The 18,529-nt window shown below is 35.0% G+C and carries 22 protein-coding genes and 1 pseudogene; 22 read left to right on the top strand and 1 reads right to left on the bottom strand.

Annotated features, from left to right (window positions below):
* The 4 genes from KH893_RS10050 to KH893_RS10035 all read left to right on the top strand — a co-directional run.
* Positions 1-413, top strand: a 413-nt coding sequence (locus KH893_RS10050) for a mucin-binding protein (RefSeq protein WP_281165992.1), incomplete at its 5' end; no start/stop codon positions are given.
* Between the two features lie 278 nt (positions 414-691).
* Entirely contained in the window at positions 692-943 is a 252-nt protein-coding gene (locus KH893_RS10045; protein WP_002816285.1) for an IS3 family transposase, read from the top strand.
* 5 nt (positions 944-948) lie between these two features.
* Entirely contained in the window at positions 949-1,839 is an 891-nt protein-coding gene (locus KH893_RS10040) for an IS3 family transposase (RefSeq protein ID WP_316043434.1), read from the top strand.
* 232 nt (positions 1,840-2,071) lie between these two features.
* Entirely contained in the window at positions 2,072-3,013 is a 942-nt protein-coding gene (locus tag KH893_RS10035) for a metal ABC transporter solute-binding protein, Zn/Mn family (protein ID WP_010622503.1), read from the top strand.
* 155 nt (positions 3,014-3,168) lie between these two features.
* Here KH893_RS10035 and KH893_RS10030 read toward each other — a convergent pair whose 3' ends face one another.
* Complete coding sequence (locus tag KH893_RS10030; protein ID WP_063697918.1) at positions 3,169-4,410, bottom strand: ISL3 family transposase; 1,242 nt, start codon at positions 4,408-4,410, stop codon at positions 3,169-3,171.
* Positions 4,411-4,577: 167 nt separating this feature from the next.
* On the opposite strand from KH893_RS10030, the gene KH893_RS10025 reads away from it, so the two are divergent.
* The 18 genes and pseudogenes from KH893_RS10025 to KH893_RS09950 all read left to right on the top strand — a co-directional run bounded on the left by KH893_RS10025 (position 4,578) and on the right by KH893_RS09950 (position 18,512).
* Entirely contained in the window at positions 4,578-5,228 is a 651-nt protein-coding gene (locus tag KH893_RS10025) for an ATP-binding cassette domain-containing protein (protein ID WP_281165991.1), read from the top strand.
* Entirely contained in the window at positions 5,221-6,012 is a 792-nt protein-coding gene (locus KH893_RS10020) for a metal ABC transporter permease (RefSeq protein ID WP_281165990.1), read from the top strand. The genes KH893_RS10025 and KH893_RS10020 overlap by 8 nt, the downstream gene beginning before the upstream one ends.
* A 203-nt stretch (positions 6,013-6,215) precedes the next feature.
* The gene (gene galU, locus KH893_RS10015) at positions 6,216-7,145 is read left to right on the top strand and encodes a UTP--glucose-1-phosphate uridylyltransferase GalU (protein ID WP_281165995.1); all 930 of its coding nucleotides are present in this window, start codon (positions 6,216-6,218) and stop codon (positions 7,143-7,145) included.
* A gap of 48 nt (positions 7,146-7,193) precedes the next feature.
* The gene (locus KH893_RS10010) at positions 7,194-8,171 is read left to right on the top strand and encodes an LCP family protein (protein ID WP_281165989.1); all 978 of its coding nucleotides are present in this window, start codon (positions 7,194-7,196) and stop codon (positions 8,169-8,171) included.
* 149 nt (positions 8,172-8,320) lie between these two features.
* A complete protein-coding gene (locus KH893_RS10005) occupies positions 8,321-9,181 on the top strand; it encodes a YveK family protein (RefSeq protein WP_281165988.1) in 861 nt (286 codons plus the stop codon).
* Between the two features lie 25 nt (positions 9,182-9,206).
* Complete coding sequence (locus tag KH893_RS10000; protein WP_281165987.1) at positions 9,207-9,950, top strand: CpsD/CapB family tyrosine-protein kinase; 744 nt, start codon at positions 9,207-9,209, stop codon at positions 9,948-9,950.
* Between the two features lie 22 nt (positions 9,951-9,972).
* A complete protein-coding gene (locus KH893_RS09995) occupies positions 9,973-10,737 on the top strand; it encodes a tyrosine-protein phosphatase (protein WP_281165986.1) in 765 nt (254 codons plus the stop codon).
* Positions 10,738-10,757: 20 nt separating this feature from the next.
* Positions 10,758-11,456: a sugar transferase gene (locus tag KH893_RS09990; RefSeq protein WP_281165985.1), complete on the top strand. Its 699-nt coding sequence runs from the start codon at positions 10,758-10,760 to the stop codon at positions 11,454-11,456.
* Between the two features lie 23 nt (positions 11,457-11,479).
* Positions 11,480-11,650 (top strand): DUF4422 domain-containing protein, encoded by a 171-nt coding sequence (locus tag KH893_RS09985; RefSeq protein ID WP_083274459.1) that lies wholly within the window; start codon positions 11,480-11,482, stop codon positions 11,648-11,650.
* Positions 11,651-11,809: 159 nt separating this feature from the next.
* Positions 11,810-12,025, top strand: a complete 216-nt coding sequence (locus tag KH893_RS13220; RefSeq protein ID WP_032760944.1) for a helix-turn-helix domain-containing protein — start codon at positions 11,810-11,812, stop codon at positions 12,023-12,025.
* Between the two features lie 5 nt (positions 12,026-12,030).
* Entirely contained in the window at positions 12,031-12,780 is a 750-nt protein-coding gene (locus KH893_RS09980; protein ID WP_345803731.1) for an IS3 family transposase, read from the top strand.
* On the top strand, positions 12,710-12,919 hold the full coding sequence (locus KH893_RS13215; RefSeq protein ID WP_427860267.1) for an IS3 family transposase: 210 nt from the start codon (positions 12,710-12,712) through the stop codon (positions 12,917-12,919). The genes KH893_RS09980 and KH893_RS13215 overlap by 71 nt, the downstream gene beginning before the upstream one ends.
* A gap of 119 nt (positions 12,920-13,038) precedes the next feature.
* Positions 13,039-13,263 (top strand): annotated as a pseudogene (locus tag KH893_RS09975) (sugar transferase); the annotation flags it as partial.
* 15 nt (positions 13,264-13,278) lie between these two features.
* Positions 13,279-14,355 (top strand): glycosyltransferase, encoded by a 1,077-nt coding sequence (locus KH893_RS09970; RefSeq protein WP_281165984.1) that lies wholly within the window; start codon positions 13,279-13,281, stop codon positions 14,353-14,355.
* Positions 14,355-15,470, top strand: a complete 1,116-nt coding sequence (locus KH893_RS09965) for a glycosyltransferase (RefSeq protein ID WP_281165983.1) — start codon at positions 14,355-14,357, stop codon at positions 15,468-15,470. The genes KH893_RS09970 and KH893_RS09965 overlap by 1 nt, the downstream gene beginning before the upstream one ends.
* Position 15,471: 1 nt before the next feature.
* Complete coding sequence (locus tag KH893_RS09960) at positions 15,472-16,557, top strand: glycosyltransferase (protein WP_281165982.1); 1,086 nt, start codon at positions 15,472-15,474, stop codon at positions 16,555-16,557.
* Positions 16,558-16,568: 11 nt separating this feature from the next.
* Positions 16,569-16,850: a DUF6625 family protein gene (locus KH893_RS09955; protein WP_281165981.1), complete on the top strand. Its 282-nt coding sequence runs from the start codon at positions 16,569-16,571 to the stop codon at positions 16,848-16,850.
* Between the two features lie 177 nt (positions 16,851-17,027).
* Positions 17,028-18,512, top strand: coding sequence for a hypothetical protein (locus KH893_RS09950; protein ID WP_281165980.1), 1,485 nt, complete (start codon positions 17,028-17,030; stop codon positions 18,510-18,512).
* Positions 18,513-18,529: the final 17 nt, after the last annotated feature.

Raw genomic sequence — 18,529 nt, 5'->3', positions numbered from 1 at the left:
AGACATATGGGGCATGGTCAGCAGATCAAACATTTGGCGCAGTGACTAGCCCCGAACTAAAGGGGTATACACCAGATCAGACAGCAATTGCAGCGCAGACAGTGACTGGTGATTCGGCAGATCTGGAGTATACGGTTGTGTATACAAAGGATAATAAGCCCGTCAAGCCCGTCAAGCCCGTCAAGCCCGTCAAGCCCGTCAATACAATGGGTTCAAATGCCCATTTAAATTACAAAGCGTCAGTTAATACTGTAGTTTCTAATAAATCTACAAAGGAAAATAAATCTGTTAATAATACACTGCCTCAAACAGGTGAGCAAGAAAGTAATAATCTAAGCGTCGCTGGAATTATTGCGATGATTCTAATAAGCATGGGGTCGTTTATTGGGATTAGACGTAAGGAAAAAAAGTAAATCAACGTCGAAAAATTCACGTAAATATAATCCATTTTTTATATAAAAGGTAGTCTGACTTCTTAAAAACGGAAGTTAGGCTATTTTTATGTTGGGGGTGGTTTTTATGTAAATGGTACTAATTACTATTTACATAAACGTCTTAGTACGATATTCTAGATAATGTATCTAGGTTGTTGTATTTATTAAGGTAGGTCTGGATGTAAGCTGATTCCTGAGACAACTTTTAAGAGAGCGTATAATGAATAAATCGTCTCTCAAAAGGAAGGAATTTTTACATGCCAACTCGTTACGACAAAGAATTCAAACAAAACATCATCAACCTATATAAACAAGGCGAATCAGCCGCCCAACTGGCCAGAGAATATGGCATTGGCTATTCAACCGTTCATAAGTGGATCCAGGGCCAAGCCAAAACGCAATCCGGTAAATCGCCAGACGAAATTAAAGCGATGGAAAAGCGGCTGGCTTCCCTGTCCGAGGAGAACGAAATCCTAAAAAAAGCCCTGGGCTTCCTTGCGCAGAAGTAACCAATATTTTTGATTACATTCACCAAGAAAGCCATCACCACCAGGTAACTAAGATGTGCCGAATCCTCGGTGTTTCCAGAGCTCAGTATTATCGTTATCGATCCCCAAAGCCTTCAAAACGCCGGGCCGAAGATGAGGACTTAAAACAACGGATTCTGCGGATCTTTGCGGAATTCAAGCAGCGATACGGCGTTATGAAGATCCACCATGAATTGAATCTGGAACTTCAACCACTGCAGCGTCGGTGCAGCCCAAGACGGATTTCCCGGCTCATGAAGGAACTGGATATCCACTCCGTTACCGTCAATAAATGGAAAGCGGCTTCGGCTTCCAAAACCAAGGTTGAACAGCGTCCCAACTTGCTTAAGCAGGATTTCTCGACCACTGGTTTAAATCAAAAATGGACCGCTGATATGACCTATATTCAAACGAAGCGTAATGGCTGGTGTTACTTATCAACCATCATGGATCTGCACTCAAGACGAATTATCGGCTATTCATTCTCAAAAAAGATGGATACTGATTTAGTCTTAAAGACCCTGGAAAGCGCGGTTAAAAATCGAACCATTACTGGGGACCTGATTATCCACACAGACTTAGGATCACAGTACACCAGCGATGATTACAACCAACGGTTAACAGAACTACATATCCGCCACTCTTACAGCCGTAAGGGGTGTCCATACGATAATGCACCAATGGAATCTTTTCATGCTTCCCTCAAAAAGGAATGTGTTTATCCAGTGCCGGTCTTTGAGAATTATGAAACTGCCGCTGCTGTCCTTTTTGAATATGTGCATGCTTTCTACAATAGGAAGAGAATTCATAGTTCACTGGGCTACCAGACCCCCTTACAAGTTGAAATCGCAACACTTACGAGCCAAATGGCCGCCTGATTTAATGCTTTCCATGGTTCAAATAAGTTATTAATCACGATTAATGATTTATTTGAGCTGTGGAAGGTAAACGCGGTTCTGAATGTCTCTTAAAACCTGTCTCAAATATTGACTTCAATCCAGTGAATGTCAATGAATGTAATCGTATGTAACTAGAAACTATGTAGTTTAATGTTGGTATTAAGGATGAACTGACGTAATTGAGTACTTATCATGGAAGGATAGCACTGTTTTGAGAACATTAAGAAAAAACATTTTAGCATTAGGAGTTTTTCTGTCTATTGCTTTAATTAGTATAGCTTTAGCAGGTTGTAGTAGTTCAAAAAGTTCTAGCGATTATTCGAGCAGTAAAGACATTAAAATTGTAGCCACTACTGATTTTTATGGCGAGGCAGCAAAGAAAGTTGTTGGTAATAAAGGTACTGTTAATTCGGTTATTAATAATCCTTCTGTAGATCCACATGACTATGAGCCTACATCTAAAATAGCCAATGAGGTCAGTAAAGCAGATGTTGTAGTTGCTAGTGGTATTGATTATGATCCATGGATGAGTAAACTCGTAAAGAATAGTAAATCTTCAACTAAGTATATTAAAATTGGCGAGGATGTATTAGGCAAAAAATCAGGAGATAATCCGCATATTTGGTATGATCCAACTACGATGCCTAAGTATGTAAATTTTTTAGCTAATAAGTTAAGCAAAATCCAGCCAAAAAACAAGAAGTATTTCCACGATAATGCCAAAAAATATATCAAATCCCTTCAAGCTGTTAATGCTGAGATTAGCAGATTAAAAAAATTGGCTGATAAAAAGACTAATAGTGAAGTTTACGTTAGTGAACCGGTTTTTGATTATGCATTGACGGCTCTTGGATATAAAGTTGCCAATACAAACTTTGAGAATGCTATGGAGAAAGGAACAGATCCTTCTGCTAAGGAAATCCAAACAATGGAGAAGGGAATCAAGAACCATAAGATTGCCTTTTTCGTATACAACAAGCAGGTTTCTGATAAAACGGTCACGAATTTTGTTAAGTTAGCAAAGCAATATAATGTGCCTGTGTTGAAGGTTACAGAAACATTGCCAGCACATATGAATTACAAACAATGGATGCTTTCACAATATAAAGAGTTAGACAATATTTTGACCAAGGTTAATCGTGAATCTAAATAGATATGGTTTGTATTAAAAGGCTCATGAATCTCTTTTGAGATGACTGAGTCTTTTACAATAAAGAGAGGTCATAATGAATAATATTTGGGTCTCTGTCAAATCGTATTGGTGGAGATTTTGAACGGCACATTTACTTCGGTGAATGTGCTTTTTGTTTACTCATGAATTAAACTAATCCGGATAAAGAAGTTGTCAATATTTCGAAAACCAAAACAGTTACGCTTTAATGCCTTGATTTTACGATTAAGTCCTTCAATTGGACCGTTGGAAAATGGATAACGACAACTGTTTAGAAGGGCTGAACCATTTTTGATAAACGTGTTGATCGTTATGTCCATTTGATTACTAGTGGGTTGGTAGTTAGTAAGTAAGGATTGGAACGCATTAGCATCCTTTTGGTGTATGGCACTTAAGATACCTTGATAGGTTTGATACACAGATCTAAATCTGGGAAAAGCGTCTAGAGCTAAATCAATGGCGTTTTGTTGCGTCATATACTCGTTAATTCCGCGTAAATAAACAGCCTTAGAATCATTAACTTTTATTTCATCAAGATGAAATAAACGCCATTGAGATTTTAAAATATGATAAATTCGTGAATGCTTATCTTGGATAGTACGAATGGTCTGCGTGCGTTCATTATCTAAGGCACGCCCAGCCAGTTGAATAATATGGAAACGATCGATAATCGTGGCCGCATTGGGAAATAAGCGATGAATGAAGCTGCCATATTCAGCATTCATGTCAATCGTCACTGATTGAACTTGGGCACGTTCTTGAACCGAAAAACGAGCTTCAAAGTAGTCAATGATATCTTTACTTAGCCGATCTTTTAAAGTAACAATTCGGCGATGACTAACGGCATCGCAACAATTAAAGGACATCCAGTGATTACAGGAACGAAATTCATCAAAGCAAAGATTCTCTGGGAGATGTTTAACACGATAGGCTAAGTGAATATTGGCATTTAGGATTCGTTGAACACTGCTTGGCGAAATTCCACAAAGTTTAGCAATTTCTTTACTCGTCAACATATCGCGTGCCAAAACGATCACTTGATGTTTGATATTATGTGTGAAAGTTTCGTTACGATTAACCAACTTAGTTTTAGCACCACAGGTTTTTGAACAATCTTTACATTGGTATCTTTGACGTTTTAAATGCATTTCGTAACGACCACCGGATAAGGTTCCTAAACGCAGGTGACTCATGTGAGTTCCGTTTTTAATTAAGCTTTTATGGCCACAATGTGGGCACTTTAAAAGTTGATAAGACAAAGTTGCATGGACGACATGAATACGTTGGTTTGTGGAACACCGTTCTTTAGAAATACCAGTGACAATTAAGTTTGGGTCTGTTATTTCGAATAAGCATAAGATAGAATTAGTTAGGGACATCTGAATTTCCTCTTTTCGATTTGTTTTGGCGATTAAATCGTAGCACAAAGAGGACAGATGTCCTTTTTTATTTTTCTGATTTTCAAAACAGACAAAAAACCGGTATTAGTTATTCACCAATACCAGAAAGTGTAGACCCTAATATTTTAACCGTTGAGGATCTTTCATTGGCATATGGAAGCAAAGTAGTAATTAATCATTTGAATCTTGCTTTAAAAAGAGGAGAGTTTAAAGCAATTATTGGTGAAAATGGTGTAGGTAAGACCACATTTATTCGTGCTTTACTGGGCCAATTAACGCCACAAGGTGGCTGCATAACATTTGAAGATGCGTCTTTAAAAATTGGGTACGTTCCTCAATTCCGAAATTTAGATGAAGAATACCCACTATCTATCACTAATTTTGTGGGATTAAATTTAATGACTAAGAAAGCTCCCTGGCCATCTAAGCATGAGAGATTAAAACTGCAACGAGTCATGGATGATACTAATCTCACTGATGTATGTAAACGGCCGATTGGTGTTGCTTCGGGTGGTGAAAAGCAGCGGGCTTATTTGGCACAAGCGCTTGTTAATGATCCAGACCTGTTGATTTTAGATGAATCAACAGCCAGTTTAGACAATGTAGTAAAGGTTGATCTCTTAGACTTAGTTAGTGATTTTCAAAAGGCTCGAAACCTAAGCGTGTTGTTTATCACGCACGATTGGCCACTTGCTAGAAAATATGCGGATAGCTTTTTATTGATGAAACCTATGCATTATATTTCAGGAGTTATGAATGATTTTCCTATTGATAAGATTGGAGAAATTGATGTTTAATTTAGAATTTATGCAACACGCTTTTACGGCGGGGACTTTTATTGCAATTATTAGTGGGATTATGGGGGTATTTGTAATTGCTAGAAAAATGTCTTTTTTGACTCATACTTTGTCAGAAATAGGATTTTCTGGTGCCGCCTTTGGTGTCTTTATTGGTTGGGCACCGTTGAACGGTATGCTACTCTTTACATTAATTAGTTCGGTAATGGTTGGCCAATTAGGGGTTAAGTCATCGCGTAGGGAATCGGTTATTAGCGCTGTTTCCTCATTATTTATGGGACTAGGAATTTTATTTTTATCCATATCTAACCAGACTTCAAATTCAGCCACTAGTATTTTATTCGGTAGTGTAATAGGGATTAGTGAGCAGGAAGTAAATCAGATAATGCTGCTTTCAGCAATTATCTTAATAGGAGTCTTAGTTCTATATAGGCAGTTAAAGTTTGATTCCTTTGATTCTGTCGGAGCTCAAGCGAACGGTATTAATAATATGCGAATTTCAATTGTGTTTTTGTTGCTAGTATCCATTACAGTAAGCGTAGCTGCACAAATAATCGGATCATTGTTGATCTTTGTTCTGCTAACCTTACCAGCGGCTAGTGCAAGGTATTTTGTTCATGGGGTTGGAAAAATGATGTTACTGGCAATTATATTTGCGCTTTTTGGTACTTGGACAGGGTTATACTTAGGATACGTCACTAATTGGCCTGTTAGTTTCTTTATTGCCACTGCAGAGGTTATTATCTTTATGGGGTCCTTAATTTGGTACCAAATTAGATATTAGTTACTGTGAAGCGAGTGATTATTGCCACTGTTAGGATCTTTTAGATAAAGTCTGGACTTTTATGAAGTTTACAGTATCGAAGACCTGTCTCTTAGAACAATCTTCGTTTTTTAAATATCGGAGTGCTCTGGCAATCTGTTTACGGTATAATGCATTTGTTATGATGAAAAACATTATTTGTAATTAGAAAGGGGTTTTAAATGATGAAGGTACGCAAAGCGGTTATACCGGCAGCTGGTTTAGGGACGCGCTTTCTTCCAGCTACAAAGGCACTGGCTAAAGAAATGCTGCCAATAGTGGATAAGCCGACGATTCAATTTATTGTTGAGGAAGCGAAGGCAAGCGGAATTACCGATATTTTGATTGTTGAGGGTAAGCAAAAGAGATCGATTGAAGATCACTTTGATTCAGCACCTGAATTGGAACAAAACTTAAAAATGAAGAATAAGACGGGGTTACTTAAACTAGTTAATGACACAACCGCTATTGGTGTGAATTTATTTTTTGTTCGTCAACCTTATCCTAACGGATTATGTGATGCTGTGCGTATGGCTAAGTCGTTCATTGCTAATGAACCATTCGTGGTTATGCTGGGTGATGATTTAATGAATGATAAGATTCCGCTGACTAAGCAATTAATTAATAGATATCAAAAGACTCACGCATCTATTCTGGCGGTTAAGAAGGTACCACATGAAGATGTATCCGATTATGGTGTTATTGATCCTGAGAACCAGGTCTCTGACGGGCTTTACAATGTTCGTCAGTTTGTTGAAAAGCCAACTATAGATAAAGCACCTAGTGATTTGGCTATTATTGGAAGATATTTATTAACCCCAGAAATATTTGATATTTTGGATAACCAAAAGCCAGGTAAGGGTGGTGAGATTCAATTAACCGATGCTATTGATACGTTAAATCAAACCCAGCGAGTATTTGCTCACGAATTTAAGGGTCAACGATATGATGTGGGCAATAAGCTTGGGTATGTTCAAACCAATATTGAATATGGGTTAACGCATCCTGAAATTCAGGATAAGTTAAAAAACTACATTTTAGTTTTAGCAGAAAAATTAAAGGCAGAGGATAAACAGAGTAAAAAAGTGGTTTCTTCACGGTTGGACAAAAAATAATTGTGTGAAAAACAATATTACGTTTGGAAATTATAGGAAGCGATCAGTATGGGAACACAAAATATTAAACATCGTGAACATCACAGTTACCATCACCGGCGAAAACGCTATCTTAAGTATATAACATTAGCAGGAGTTGCCATTTTATTGATTGGTATGGGAAGCTATGTTGGTTACGCTTGGTATAAACTGTCACAAACATCGCAAGTGATTTATAAAACATCTGGGGCTCCAAAGTTAAGAAGTGCTAGCGATGTCATTAATAAGACTAAGCCGGTTTCGATTTTGCTGTTGGGAACAGATACTGGTGCTTTAGGCCGAAGCTATAAGGGACGTACGGATACTATTATGATGATGACTATCAATCCTAAGACACAGAAAACAACGCTGATGAGTTTACCCCGAGATATGAAGGTTGATTTGCCAGGCTATTCTGCTTATTCACCTGCCAAAATAAATGCTGCCTATACCTATGGTGGCACGAAAGAAACCATCGCTACTTTGCAGAAATATATGAATGTACCAATTGATTATTATTTATTGATTAATATGGGTGGGCTAGAGAAGGCTATCAATAAGATTGGTGGCCTAGATATTGTATCGCCGTTAACATTCACTTATGAAGGCACTAAATTTACGAAAAACAAAGCAATGCATATGGACGGTAAGACAGCTTTAAAATTTTCACGTATGCGCTATGATGACCCACGGGGAGATTATGGACGGCAACAGCGTCAAAGATTGGTAATTGAAGCACTGATGCGTAAATCAATTTCATACAAGACAGTTCTTAATAACGATTTTTTAGTGGATATTGCAGACGAAATGAAGACAGATTTAACACGTTCACAATTAATTAAACTAGCACTGAACTATCGTCATTCGGGCAAAAATGTGAAATCAGAATATGTTCAAGGAACATCTAAGAAAATCGGTGGCCAAGATTTTGAAGTGGTTTCATCGGTTGAACGCCTAAGAGCAACTAATATATTGCGAAAGAGTCTTGGGCTATCATTGGAAAAATAATGGCAATTAGTATTAGTCATTATCTCCTCTCTAATTTCAGTTCCAATCACGAAGTGTTAAAAAGGAAAATTCTAAAGCCGAATAGTGGAAACAGCCTACCAATTTTATCATGTTAAATATAAGTAATAATTCATCGTTGGAGGATTGATATGGAAAATAGTTTAGATTTACGGCAAATAATCGGTATATTAAGAAAACATTTATTGTTTATCATAATCAGTGCGTTTGGACTAATGATAATTGCATTCAGCGTGTCAGAGTTTGTATTAACACCGAAATATACTTCTACAACACAATTACTAGTTAATCGAAAGTCGGATAATGATGCTGCTGGTACCGAATATCAAGACCAACAAGCAGATGTTCAAATGATTAGTACATATAAGGACATCATCACTAACGAAGTTATTTTAAAGCAGGTCAAGCATAATCTTGCTAGTCCAGAACGAGTGATCCGAAAAGCACAAAAGGCCGTGTATAGAAGAAGTTCTGCAACTGGCAAAAAAAAATTAGTGCGGGCGGCCAGACCTGCATTAATTGAATCAACTGGGAATTCATATAATGTTTCAGTGACTGACCTAGAGAATTCGATATCTATTTCGAACCAGCAGAATTCGCAAGTGTTTGCATTGAGCGTTGAAAGCACGGATCCACAAGAGGCAGCAGCAATTGCTAATGAGACAGCTGATATTTTTAGGTCTAAAATAAAAAATATTATGAGTGTAAATAACGTCACTATTGTATCTAAAGCTACAGCTAATGATAATAAGACTTTTCCTAAGACTAGTTATATTACATTGTTTGGATTATTATTAGGAGTGTTGGTAGGTATAAGTTATTCGTTTGTTAAGGAATTAACAGATACAACGATTAAGGATGATGAATTTTTAACTAATGAGTTAAAATTGACTAATCTAGGTCACATAGCAGAAATTCGTAAAATACATGGTTCACATTTAGCTAATAAACGGCATGAGGAACATCTCAAACCGAATCATCGAAGAGTTTAAATTTTAATTTATGTAGGAGAAAATTATGAATATTTTTCATCATCAAAGAAAAAAGCTTTCCACCGATACTTTAAGGAACGGTGTGAAATTAATTACTGATGTTGATCCTAAAGACGTTGTTTCTGAACAATTTCGTACAGTTAGAACAAACATTAATTTTTCGGCAGTTAATCAGAAGTTAAAAACAATTATTTTTACTTCTTCGGCAGTTAGTGAAGGAAAATCAACTGTTTCAGCTAACTTGGCGGTTATTTGGGCTCAGCAGGGGCAGAAAGTTCTATTTATTGATTCAGACTTGCGGCGTCCAACTTTGCATACTACATTTGGTTTATTAAATACTAATGGTTTGTCCACGACTTTATCCACTGATATAGATTTCAATTCAGTAGTGCAAAAGACGGAGATTGATAATTTATCTGTGATCACTAGTGGACCCATTCCACCTAATCCATCAGACCTGTTGGCTTCTAATCGGATGAAAGAATTAATTTCTTATTTTAAGAAAATCTATGATGTGATTATTTTAGATGTTCCGTCATTATTGTCAGTTACTGATACGCAAATTATTGCAGCTCAGGTTGATGGGGTGGTGTTGGTAGTGCGCCAAGGATTAGCACAAAAATTAGCTATAAAGCGCTCAACTGAACTCTTAAAAATGGTTAAAGCCAATTTATTAGGTTATGTATTAAATGACGTTGCACCTAAGAATGGGTACGGTTATGGCTATGGATATGGATATGGGTACGGTTATGATAATGAGGGTAAATAGTTGCCAAGGGATATGATATAAAATGATTGATTTGCATTGTCATTTGCTTCCAGGGGTGGATGACGGGTCTAAAAGTATGGATATTTCTTTGAAATTAGCTAATGATGCAGTAAGGGATGGCATCGACTATGCATTATTAACGCCTCATCATATGAATGGTGTTTATCTTAATCACAAAAAAGCAGTTATTCAGCAAACACAAGAGTTTCAAGTGGAGCTTGATAGACACAAAATTTCACTCAAGGTTTTTCCTGGGCAGGAAGTTAGAATAAATGGCGATTTATTAACCGCTCTTGATCAAGATGATATTTTATTTGCTGATAAGGGTGGGCGATATCTAATGTTGGAATTCCCGGATAATGATATTCCAAGCTATACTAATAATATGATTTATGAACTTATGCAACGGGGAATTATACCGGTTATTGTTCATCCAGAACGTAATACTATGATTATGAAAAAACCAGACATTTTGTATGATTTATTAAGTAGGGGCTGCCTTTCTCAAATAACAGCTAGCAGTTATGTTGGAATCTTTGGTCACAAAGTACAGAAATTTAGTAAACAATTAATTCAGGCTGGACAGGCATATATTTTTGCTTCAGATGTCCATAATTTACCTAATCGTAAATACGAAATGACTAATGCTTTTGTAAAAATGAATCATGAATTTGGTAATGATTATGTATCTCGATTTAACGAGAATGCTAAAAGAATAATTAATGGTGACAATATTTTGCCCAATAATTTTTCTGAAATAAAAACACATCTATTTCGTTTATTTTAGTCTGAGGGGGGGGCTGACTTATGCAAACTGAGGGACATGGTAGAGGAGATTTTCAACACTATCATTCATTGAAAAGCAATAATACAATAAGTAAAGATCAGATTGAAAAACGTGTTTTCTACCATTTCTTTAAACGTTTTTTTGATGAATTATTAAGTATAATTGCTATTATTTTATTAATTCCGATATTTGTTATTACTGCTATTTTAATAAAAATTGATGATCCTAATGGGCCAATAATTTATTCTCAAATTAGGATTGGAAAAGATGGTCATCCTTTTAAGATGTATAAATTTAGATCAATGGTTATTAATGCCGATAGAAAACTAAAGGTTTTATTGGACAGGAACGATGTTGATGGCGCAATGTTTAAAATGGAATCTGATCCGCGAGTCACCAGAGTTGGTCGAGTTATTCGCAAATATAGTATTGATGAATTACCCCAACTTATAAATGTAATTAAGGGAGATATGTCTTTGGTAGGCCCAAGGCCGCCTTTAAGATGGGAAGTAAAAAAGTATACCGAATATGATAAGCAAAGATTATTAGTTATTCCTGGATGCACAGGCCTCTGGCAAGTAGGAGAAAGAAATAATGTTGGCTTTCATGAGATGGTAGAATTGGATCTTAAGTACATACGGAAGGCCGGAATATTATTTGATTTTTACATTTTAATAAAAACGATTACAATTATGATTTTTCCTAACAATGCCTACTAATAAAAGGGGGGAGATGAATAACGTTGGAAACTAAGATATTGGTAGCGGCTCACAAAAAATTTCAGATGCCGCGAAATCAAAAATTATATTTTCCCATATTAGTCGGAGCAATTTATAATTACAAGCAGGGAATTAATTATCAACGTGATGATGAAGGCAATAATATATACTGCCACGAATTCCATTACAAATAAAAATAAATTATTATTGGCAATAGATCCTATGTATTCAATTATTGGATGTAAGCTGATTCCTGAGACAACTTTTAAGAGAGGGTATAATGAATAAATCGTCTCTCAAAAGGAAGGAATTTTTACATGCCAACTCGTTACGACAAAGAATTCAAATAAAACATTATCAACCTATATAAGCAAGGCGAATCAGCTGCCCAACTGGCCAGAGAATATGGCATTGGCTATTCAACCGTTCATAAGTGGATCCAGGGCCAGGCCAAAACTCAATCCGGTAAATCGCCAGACGAAATCAAAGCGATGGAAAAGCGACTGGCTTCGCTGTCTGAGGAGAACGAAATCCTAAAAAAAGCCCTGGGCTTCCTTGCGCAGAAGTAACCAATATCTTTGATTACATTCACCAAGAAAGCCATCACCACCAGGTAACCAAGATGTGCCGAATCCTCGGTGTTTCCAGAGCTCAGTATTATCGTTATCGATCCCCCAAACCTTCAAAACGCCGGGCCGAAGATGCAGACTTGAAACAACGGATTCTGCGGATCTTTGCGGAATTTAAGCAGCGATACGGTGTTATGAAGATCCACCATGAATTGAATCTGGAACTTCAACCACTGCAGCTTCGGTGCAGTCCACGACGGATTTCCCGGCTCATGAAGGAACTGGATATCCACTCCGTTACCGTCAATAAGTGGAAAGCGGCTTCGGCTTCCAAAACCAAGGTTGAACAGCGTCCCAACTTGCTTAAGCAGGATTTCTCGACCACTGGTTTAAATCAAAAATGGACCGCTGATATGACCTATATTCAAACGAAGCGTAATGGCTGGTGTTACTTATCAACCATCATGGATCTGCACTCAAGACGAATTATCGGCTATTCATTCTCAAAAAAGATGGATACTGATTTAGTCTTAAAGACCCTGGAAAGCGCGGTTAAAAATCGAACCATTACTGGGGACCTGATTATCCATACGGATTTAGGATCACAGTATACCAGCGATGATTACAATCAACGTTTAACTGAACTACATATCCGCCACTCATACAGCCGTAAGGGTTGTCCGTATGATAATGCGCCAATGGAATCCTTTCACGCTTCCCTCAAAAGGAATGTGTTTATCCAGTGCGGTCTTTGAAGATTATGAAACTGCCGCTGCCGTCCTTTTTGAATATGTGCATGCTTTCTACAATAGGAAGAGAATTCATAGTTCACTGGGCTACCAGACCCCCTTACAAGTTGAAACTGCAACACTTACGAGCCAAATGGCCGCCTGATTTAATGCTTTCCAGGGTTCAAATAAGTTATTAATCGCGACTAATGATTTATTTGAGCTGTGGAAGGTAAACGCGGTTCTGAATGTCTCTTAAAATCTGTCTCAAATATTGACTTCAATCCACTACCCTCTGAAGTAGAACAATATACAGATTATGATAAGCAACGATTGTATGTTGTTCCGGGATATACAGGCCTTTGACAAGCCACTGAGCGGAATAATGTTGGATTTGATGAAATGGTTGAATTAGATCTTGAATACATCCAAGATGCCAGTGTAATGAATGATTTGAATATTATTTTGAAAACTGTTGCCATAATTTTTAAATCAAATGGATCATATTAAGTGACGAGGGAAAATATGAGGAAAAAAAAGGTATTATTCTTTGTAGAGGCCATGGGTGGCGGTGTTTTCACATATATTACCAATTTAGCTAATGGATTATCAGAAGATTTTGATGTTTATGTAGCATACGCTGTTCGAAAACAGACGCCCATTAATTATAAAGACTACTTTAATAAAAATGTGCATTTAATTAAGGTCAACAATTTTACTCGTCAAATATCAATTCACGATATAAAAGCTTTCTTTGAAATCAAAAAGATATGTAAAAATGTTAACCCGGATATAATTCATTTACACTCATCTAAAGCTGGTGTATTGGGAAGATGGGCTTTTAATGGGAAAAATATTCCTGTTTTTTATACTCCTCATGGATATAGCTTTTTGATGTCCAATATTAGTCCTTTTAAGAAAAAGTTATATAGATTTATGGAATTTATTTCTGCTAAAAGAAACTGTACAACAATCTCATGTAGTGTTGGTGAAAATCGTGAAACTCAGAAGTTAACTTCGCGTGCTTTTCATGTTGATAACGGTATAAATGTTAAAGATATTGATGCTGTTCTTAATAATCAGGATTCAAATAAGAATAAAAGTAAAGTAGTATTTACAATTGGAAGAATCTCGACACAAAAAGGGCCCAAGGTTTTTAATAAAATTGCTGAGAGCTTACCTAATACTAAATTTGTTTGGATAGGTAATGGGGAACTTCGATCTCAGTTAACATCACCTAACATTGAAGTAACCGGATGGAAAAATAGAAGTGAAGCATTAAAGTTGGCTTCAAAATATGGAATTTTTCTATTAACATCTAAGTGGGAAGGATTGCCAATGTCACTTTTAGAATCTATGTATATGAAAAAAGTATGCGTGGTTTCGAATGTAAGTGGGAATAATAATGTCATTGTTAATAAAGAAAATGGTTATCTTTGTAACTCAATTGACGATTACGCTGGCACCATTAAAAGATTGTTGGTAAATATACCGGATAAAGTTGTGGATAATGCTTATGAAGATGTAATAACACATTATAATTCCACTGTGATGGCAAAAAGCTATGCTGATATTTATAGGGAAGCATTGAAAGAAAAGTAATGTTAAATGAAAGAAAAACAATGAAAAGGAAAATCAAAATACTTCACGTCCAAATTACAGATAATTACGGTGGGATAGAGTCGTTATTGACTAATATTTATTCGGATATTGATCGGAAGAAATTCAAGTTTGACTTTATAACAACGGCTAAAAAGCCGTATCAGGATAAATTAAAGAGCTTAGGTGCAAATATTTATTTAATGCCTTCAATTAAGAACACTGTTTTATATATTAAAACATTTGATCATGTGCTAGATAATAATTACGATATTGTGCATTTTCATAAAAACTCTGCCGCTAATATCATTCCTATCTTATTAGCCAAACATCATTCAAGCCATCCTAAAATAATTATTCACTCTCATAATACATCTCCTAGTGTGAATAACGCGGCTTTGACATTTTTACATAAGAGTAATCGTTGGCTTGTCAATCTTATGGCAGACAAAAAAGTAGCATGTGCTAATGTTGCGGCTAAATGGATGTTTGGTACATTAAATAATGTTCAAATAATTAATAATGGAATTGATATAAATAAATTTACTTACTCAGGCCAAGATAGAGACTTGATTAGGGAAAAGTTGGGTATTTCACCTAGTGATCTTGTTTTAGGAAATGTCGGCCGGTTTAGTGAACAGAAGAATCAATCATTTCTAATAGACATTTTTGGTGAAGTTAAAAAAGCTGTGCCTAATTCTAGACTTATATTAGTTGGAGATGGCTTATTGCTAGATAAAGTGAAACAAAAAGCTAAGAAGCTTGGCCTAACATCTAAGATTAATTTTGTAGGGAAGCAGTCTGATATTCCTGCATACTTATCAGCAATGGACGCGTTTGTAATGCCGTCTTTATATGAGGGATTACCAATATCTGCTGTTGAAGCGCAGTCAGAAGGATTAGATGTCTTCTTAGCAAATACGATAAGCAAAGAAGTTGTCTTGACTAAAAACGTTAAAATGTTTTCTTTAGATGAAAGGCCAAAGGAAATAGCAGGTATGATATTAAAGAATATTAAATTTAATGATCGTAAGAATGATGCAATAACGGTTAAGAATTCCAACTATGGTTTGAATACTACAATAAAGAAGTTCATTGATTTATATCAGGGATTATAATATGACAAGAAGAATTAAAGTGATGCACTTTGTTTCTGGATTAGGAAACGATGGTGTAACACAAGTTATAAAAAATTATACTAGTAGACTAAATCGACACTATGATATCGACAATATTATTGTTTATCAGCATCATGTAGACCGCGCTAAATTAGCAGAACTTGAAAGAATTGGTAATCGTCTTTATGAAATACCCTATAAATTGGATCATCCTTTTGCTAATTTGCGTGATACGTATAAGTTGATAAAAAAAGAAAAGCCAGACATAGTTCATGCTCACATGAGTTTACTAAGTTTTTATCCGTTGTCTATTGCCTGGTTGTTGAGGGTTAAAGCGCGTATTGCACATGCACACATTGCACAAGATAATGTTAATCCACATTTAGCAAAAATTTTTAAAAGATTAAATTTAATTTTTGCTAATCATTATATTGCGTGTGGACAAGCGGCGGGAGAATACTTATTTAATGGGCATGACTTTGATATAATGTATAACGCCATTGACCAAGATAAGTATAAATTTGATCTAGAAAAAAGAAAGGGACTTCGGAAAAAATTAGGTATCTCAGACGAAACCATTGTATTTGGTACCTTAGGGCGATTAACAAAACAAAAAAACCAAGGATTTCTGATTGACGTTTTTAATCGTTATTGGAAGGTCAATGAGGATTCCAAGTTGATTATTGTTGGAGTTGGTGAATTAAAGGATAAGCTCACTCAAAAAATAAAAGCGAATAATCAAGAGGATAATGTTATTATAGTTTCTGGCACAAATGATCCAGAGAGTTATTATTGTGCGTTTGACTATTTTATGTTGCCTTCGCTATATGAGGGGTTACCCGTTTCAGCCGTGGAGTCTCAAGCGAGTGGTGTAAATATGATTTTATCGGATAATATTGATAAAGAAGTAAGATATAATAACAATGTCGTTTTCGTTCCGATTAATCATGGTGTAGATCCATGGATATCAGCAGTGAATAAATTAAAACCAAGTTATAGAGAAAAGCCATCTAAAGATAATAAATATAATATAGAAAAACAATACTCAAAAATCTATCGATTATATTTAGACTTTATTAAAGATTAAAAGAGAAAAAGATGAATAAAAAAATAGGATTATTTTTACCTTATTTCGGTAAATTCCCAAATTATTTTAGGTTATGGATTAAAAGTGTAGCAATTAATCCTGAGATACAGTTTATATTAATTACAGACCAAAATTTAACTGCCACGTTGCCTTCTAATCTGCGTGTTATAAAGAAAGAATTTAAAGATATTCAACGGTTAATAAAAAATAAGTTTAATAAGCTGGATATTTCATTGGATAGTCCTTATAAATTGTGTGATTTTAAGCCAGCATATGGTTACATTTTACTTTAATAAATATTGCAATTTTAAGAGGATTTACAGAATTTGTTTTATTAACTTCAAGATCGGTATATTGTTGGCGTTACCGGCAAGAATTTAGTGATTATGAAAATGGGGTTATTTAAATCAGATACTAATGCGATGAATTCTTGTTTAGGCTCACAAAATTTTTTTAGGGAGGAATAATATTTGATATCAAGAAAATTTATATTTACGTCTTATGGAATGTCTTTTTTTTCACTGTTCACTTTTTTTTATTGTTTATACAGTAATTCTAATAATCTTTATCAATATCTCTTTATAATTCCATTAATTTATTCAATTGCTAATATTACATTTACTGTTTTTTTAATCCACAAAGAAACATATGGGTTAAATATAATTTTTTATATAGCCTATGTACTAATATTTATTAGATATGTGTTAACCCCCTTTTTCATTATCTTCTCAGGTAAATTTATTTCCTGGGGCTGGGGACCTAATCCTTTAAAAGGATCAATGCTATTTGCTGAGATATTAATGAGCTTAGAGCTAATTATCATTTATTGCACACAATATTTTTCTATAAAATACTATAGTAAAAGATATAGAAATATTTTTAATAATCAAGCGAAGTCTTTTACTAAGAATAATTGTGATCACTTATTGGTATTATCTGTTTATGCTCTTTTTTCGGGCACTCTTGTATTGTGTTTTCAACCATCTCTGTTATCCATCGGTTCCTTAATAAAAAATGCTATCACAAATGATCCCACTATTTTTACTGGGAATAATAATTTATATGGTGCGTTCACTATTCTTTCAGATACTTTTAAAAAAGTAATAGTGATTATTTTATTTATACTATTACAGAAATCATACATAAAAAATAAAGGCCATTTATATTATTTTCATCTATTTTGGGGAATATCCATAATCCTTTTAAGTGTACTTTTGAATATGGGTTACAATCGCTTAAGAATTGTTTTTGCACTTGTTTTGGGCTTGTATTTTACTAGATATATTTTGGGGAAAATCCCGCTAACATTTTATGTAGTTTTAAGCATGGGCTTAATAATTCCGGTAATTTTAATTTCGATTAATAAATTTTCTTATGCTTTGTCTTTGAGTACTAGTCCTGTAAAATCAGTGATTGCAACTATGAGTGGGCAATTTCAAGATTATTTTTCAGGGCCAAGGTTAGTTGGCCAAATGATAGATATGAAGAAATATGGCAGCTTTAATATTAATATAAGCACATTTATCAATGACTTTACCGGGAGTTTACCTTTCATTTCAAATTATGTAAATCAGGAAAATCGGATTAACTATTACTTTAATATTTTTAATGGTATGAGTAATCAATCACTGATTGCTCCGATTTTGGGAATAGGATATGTTTACTTTCCTGCGTTTCCTTTTTTGTTTTCTATAATTTTTGAGCATTATGTTATTAAATTAGATTTTTTAATGACTAGATCAAATAAGATATCATATAAATATATATATGCATATATGGGTTATGTTTGTTCCATGTGTATGGGATATAGTACACAAAACATATATGCTCAATTTATGAATGCTTTTATTCCTTTAATCATTCTATTAAAATTAAATGATGTGATATTTAAAGCAAGGATGGGAGAAAATAAGGGCAAATTTCTTATTGGTATGAATAATACTAAAAACAATTAGAGATTTTAAAATAGGAG

This window comes from Liquorilactobacillus sicerae (genome assembly GCF_029916425.1).
Classification (GTDB): Bacteria; Bacillota; Bacilli; order Lactobacillales; family Lactobacillaceae; genus Liquorilactobacillus; species Liquorilactobacillus sicerae.
This window is presented reverse-complemented; position numbering and strand designations above follow the sequence as displayed.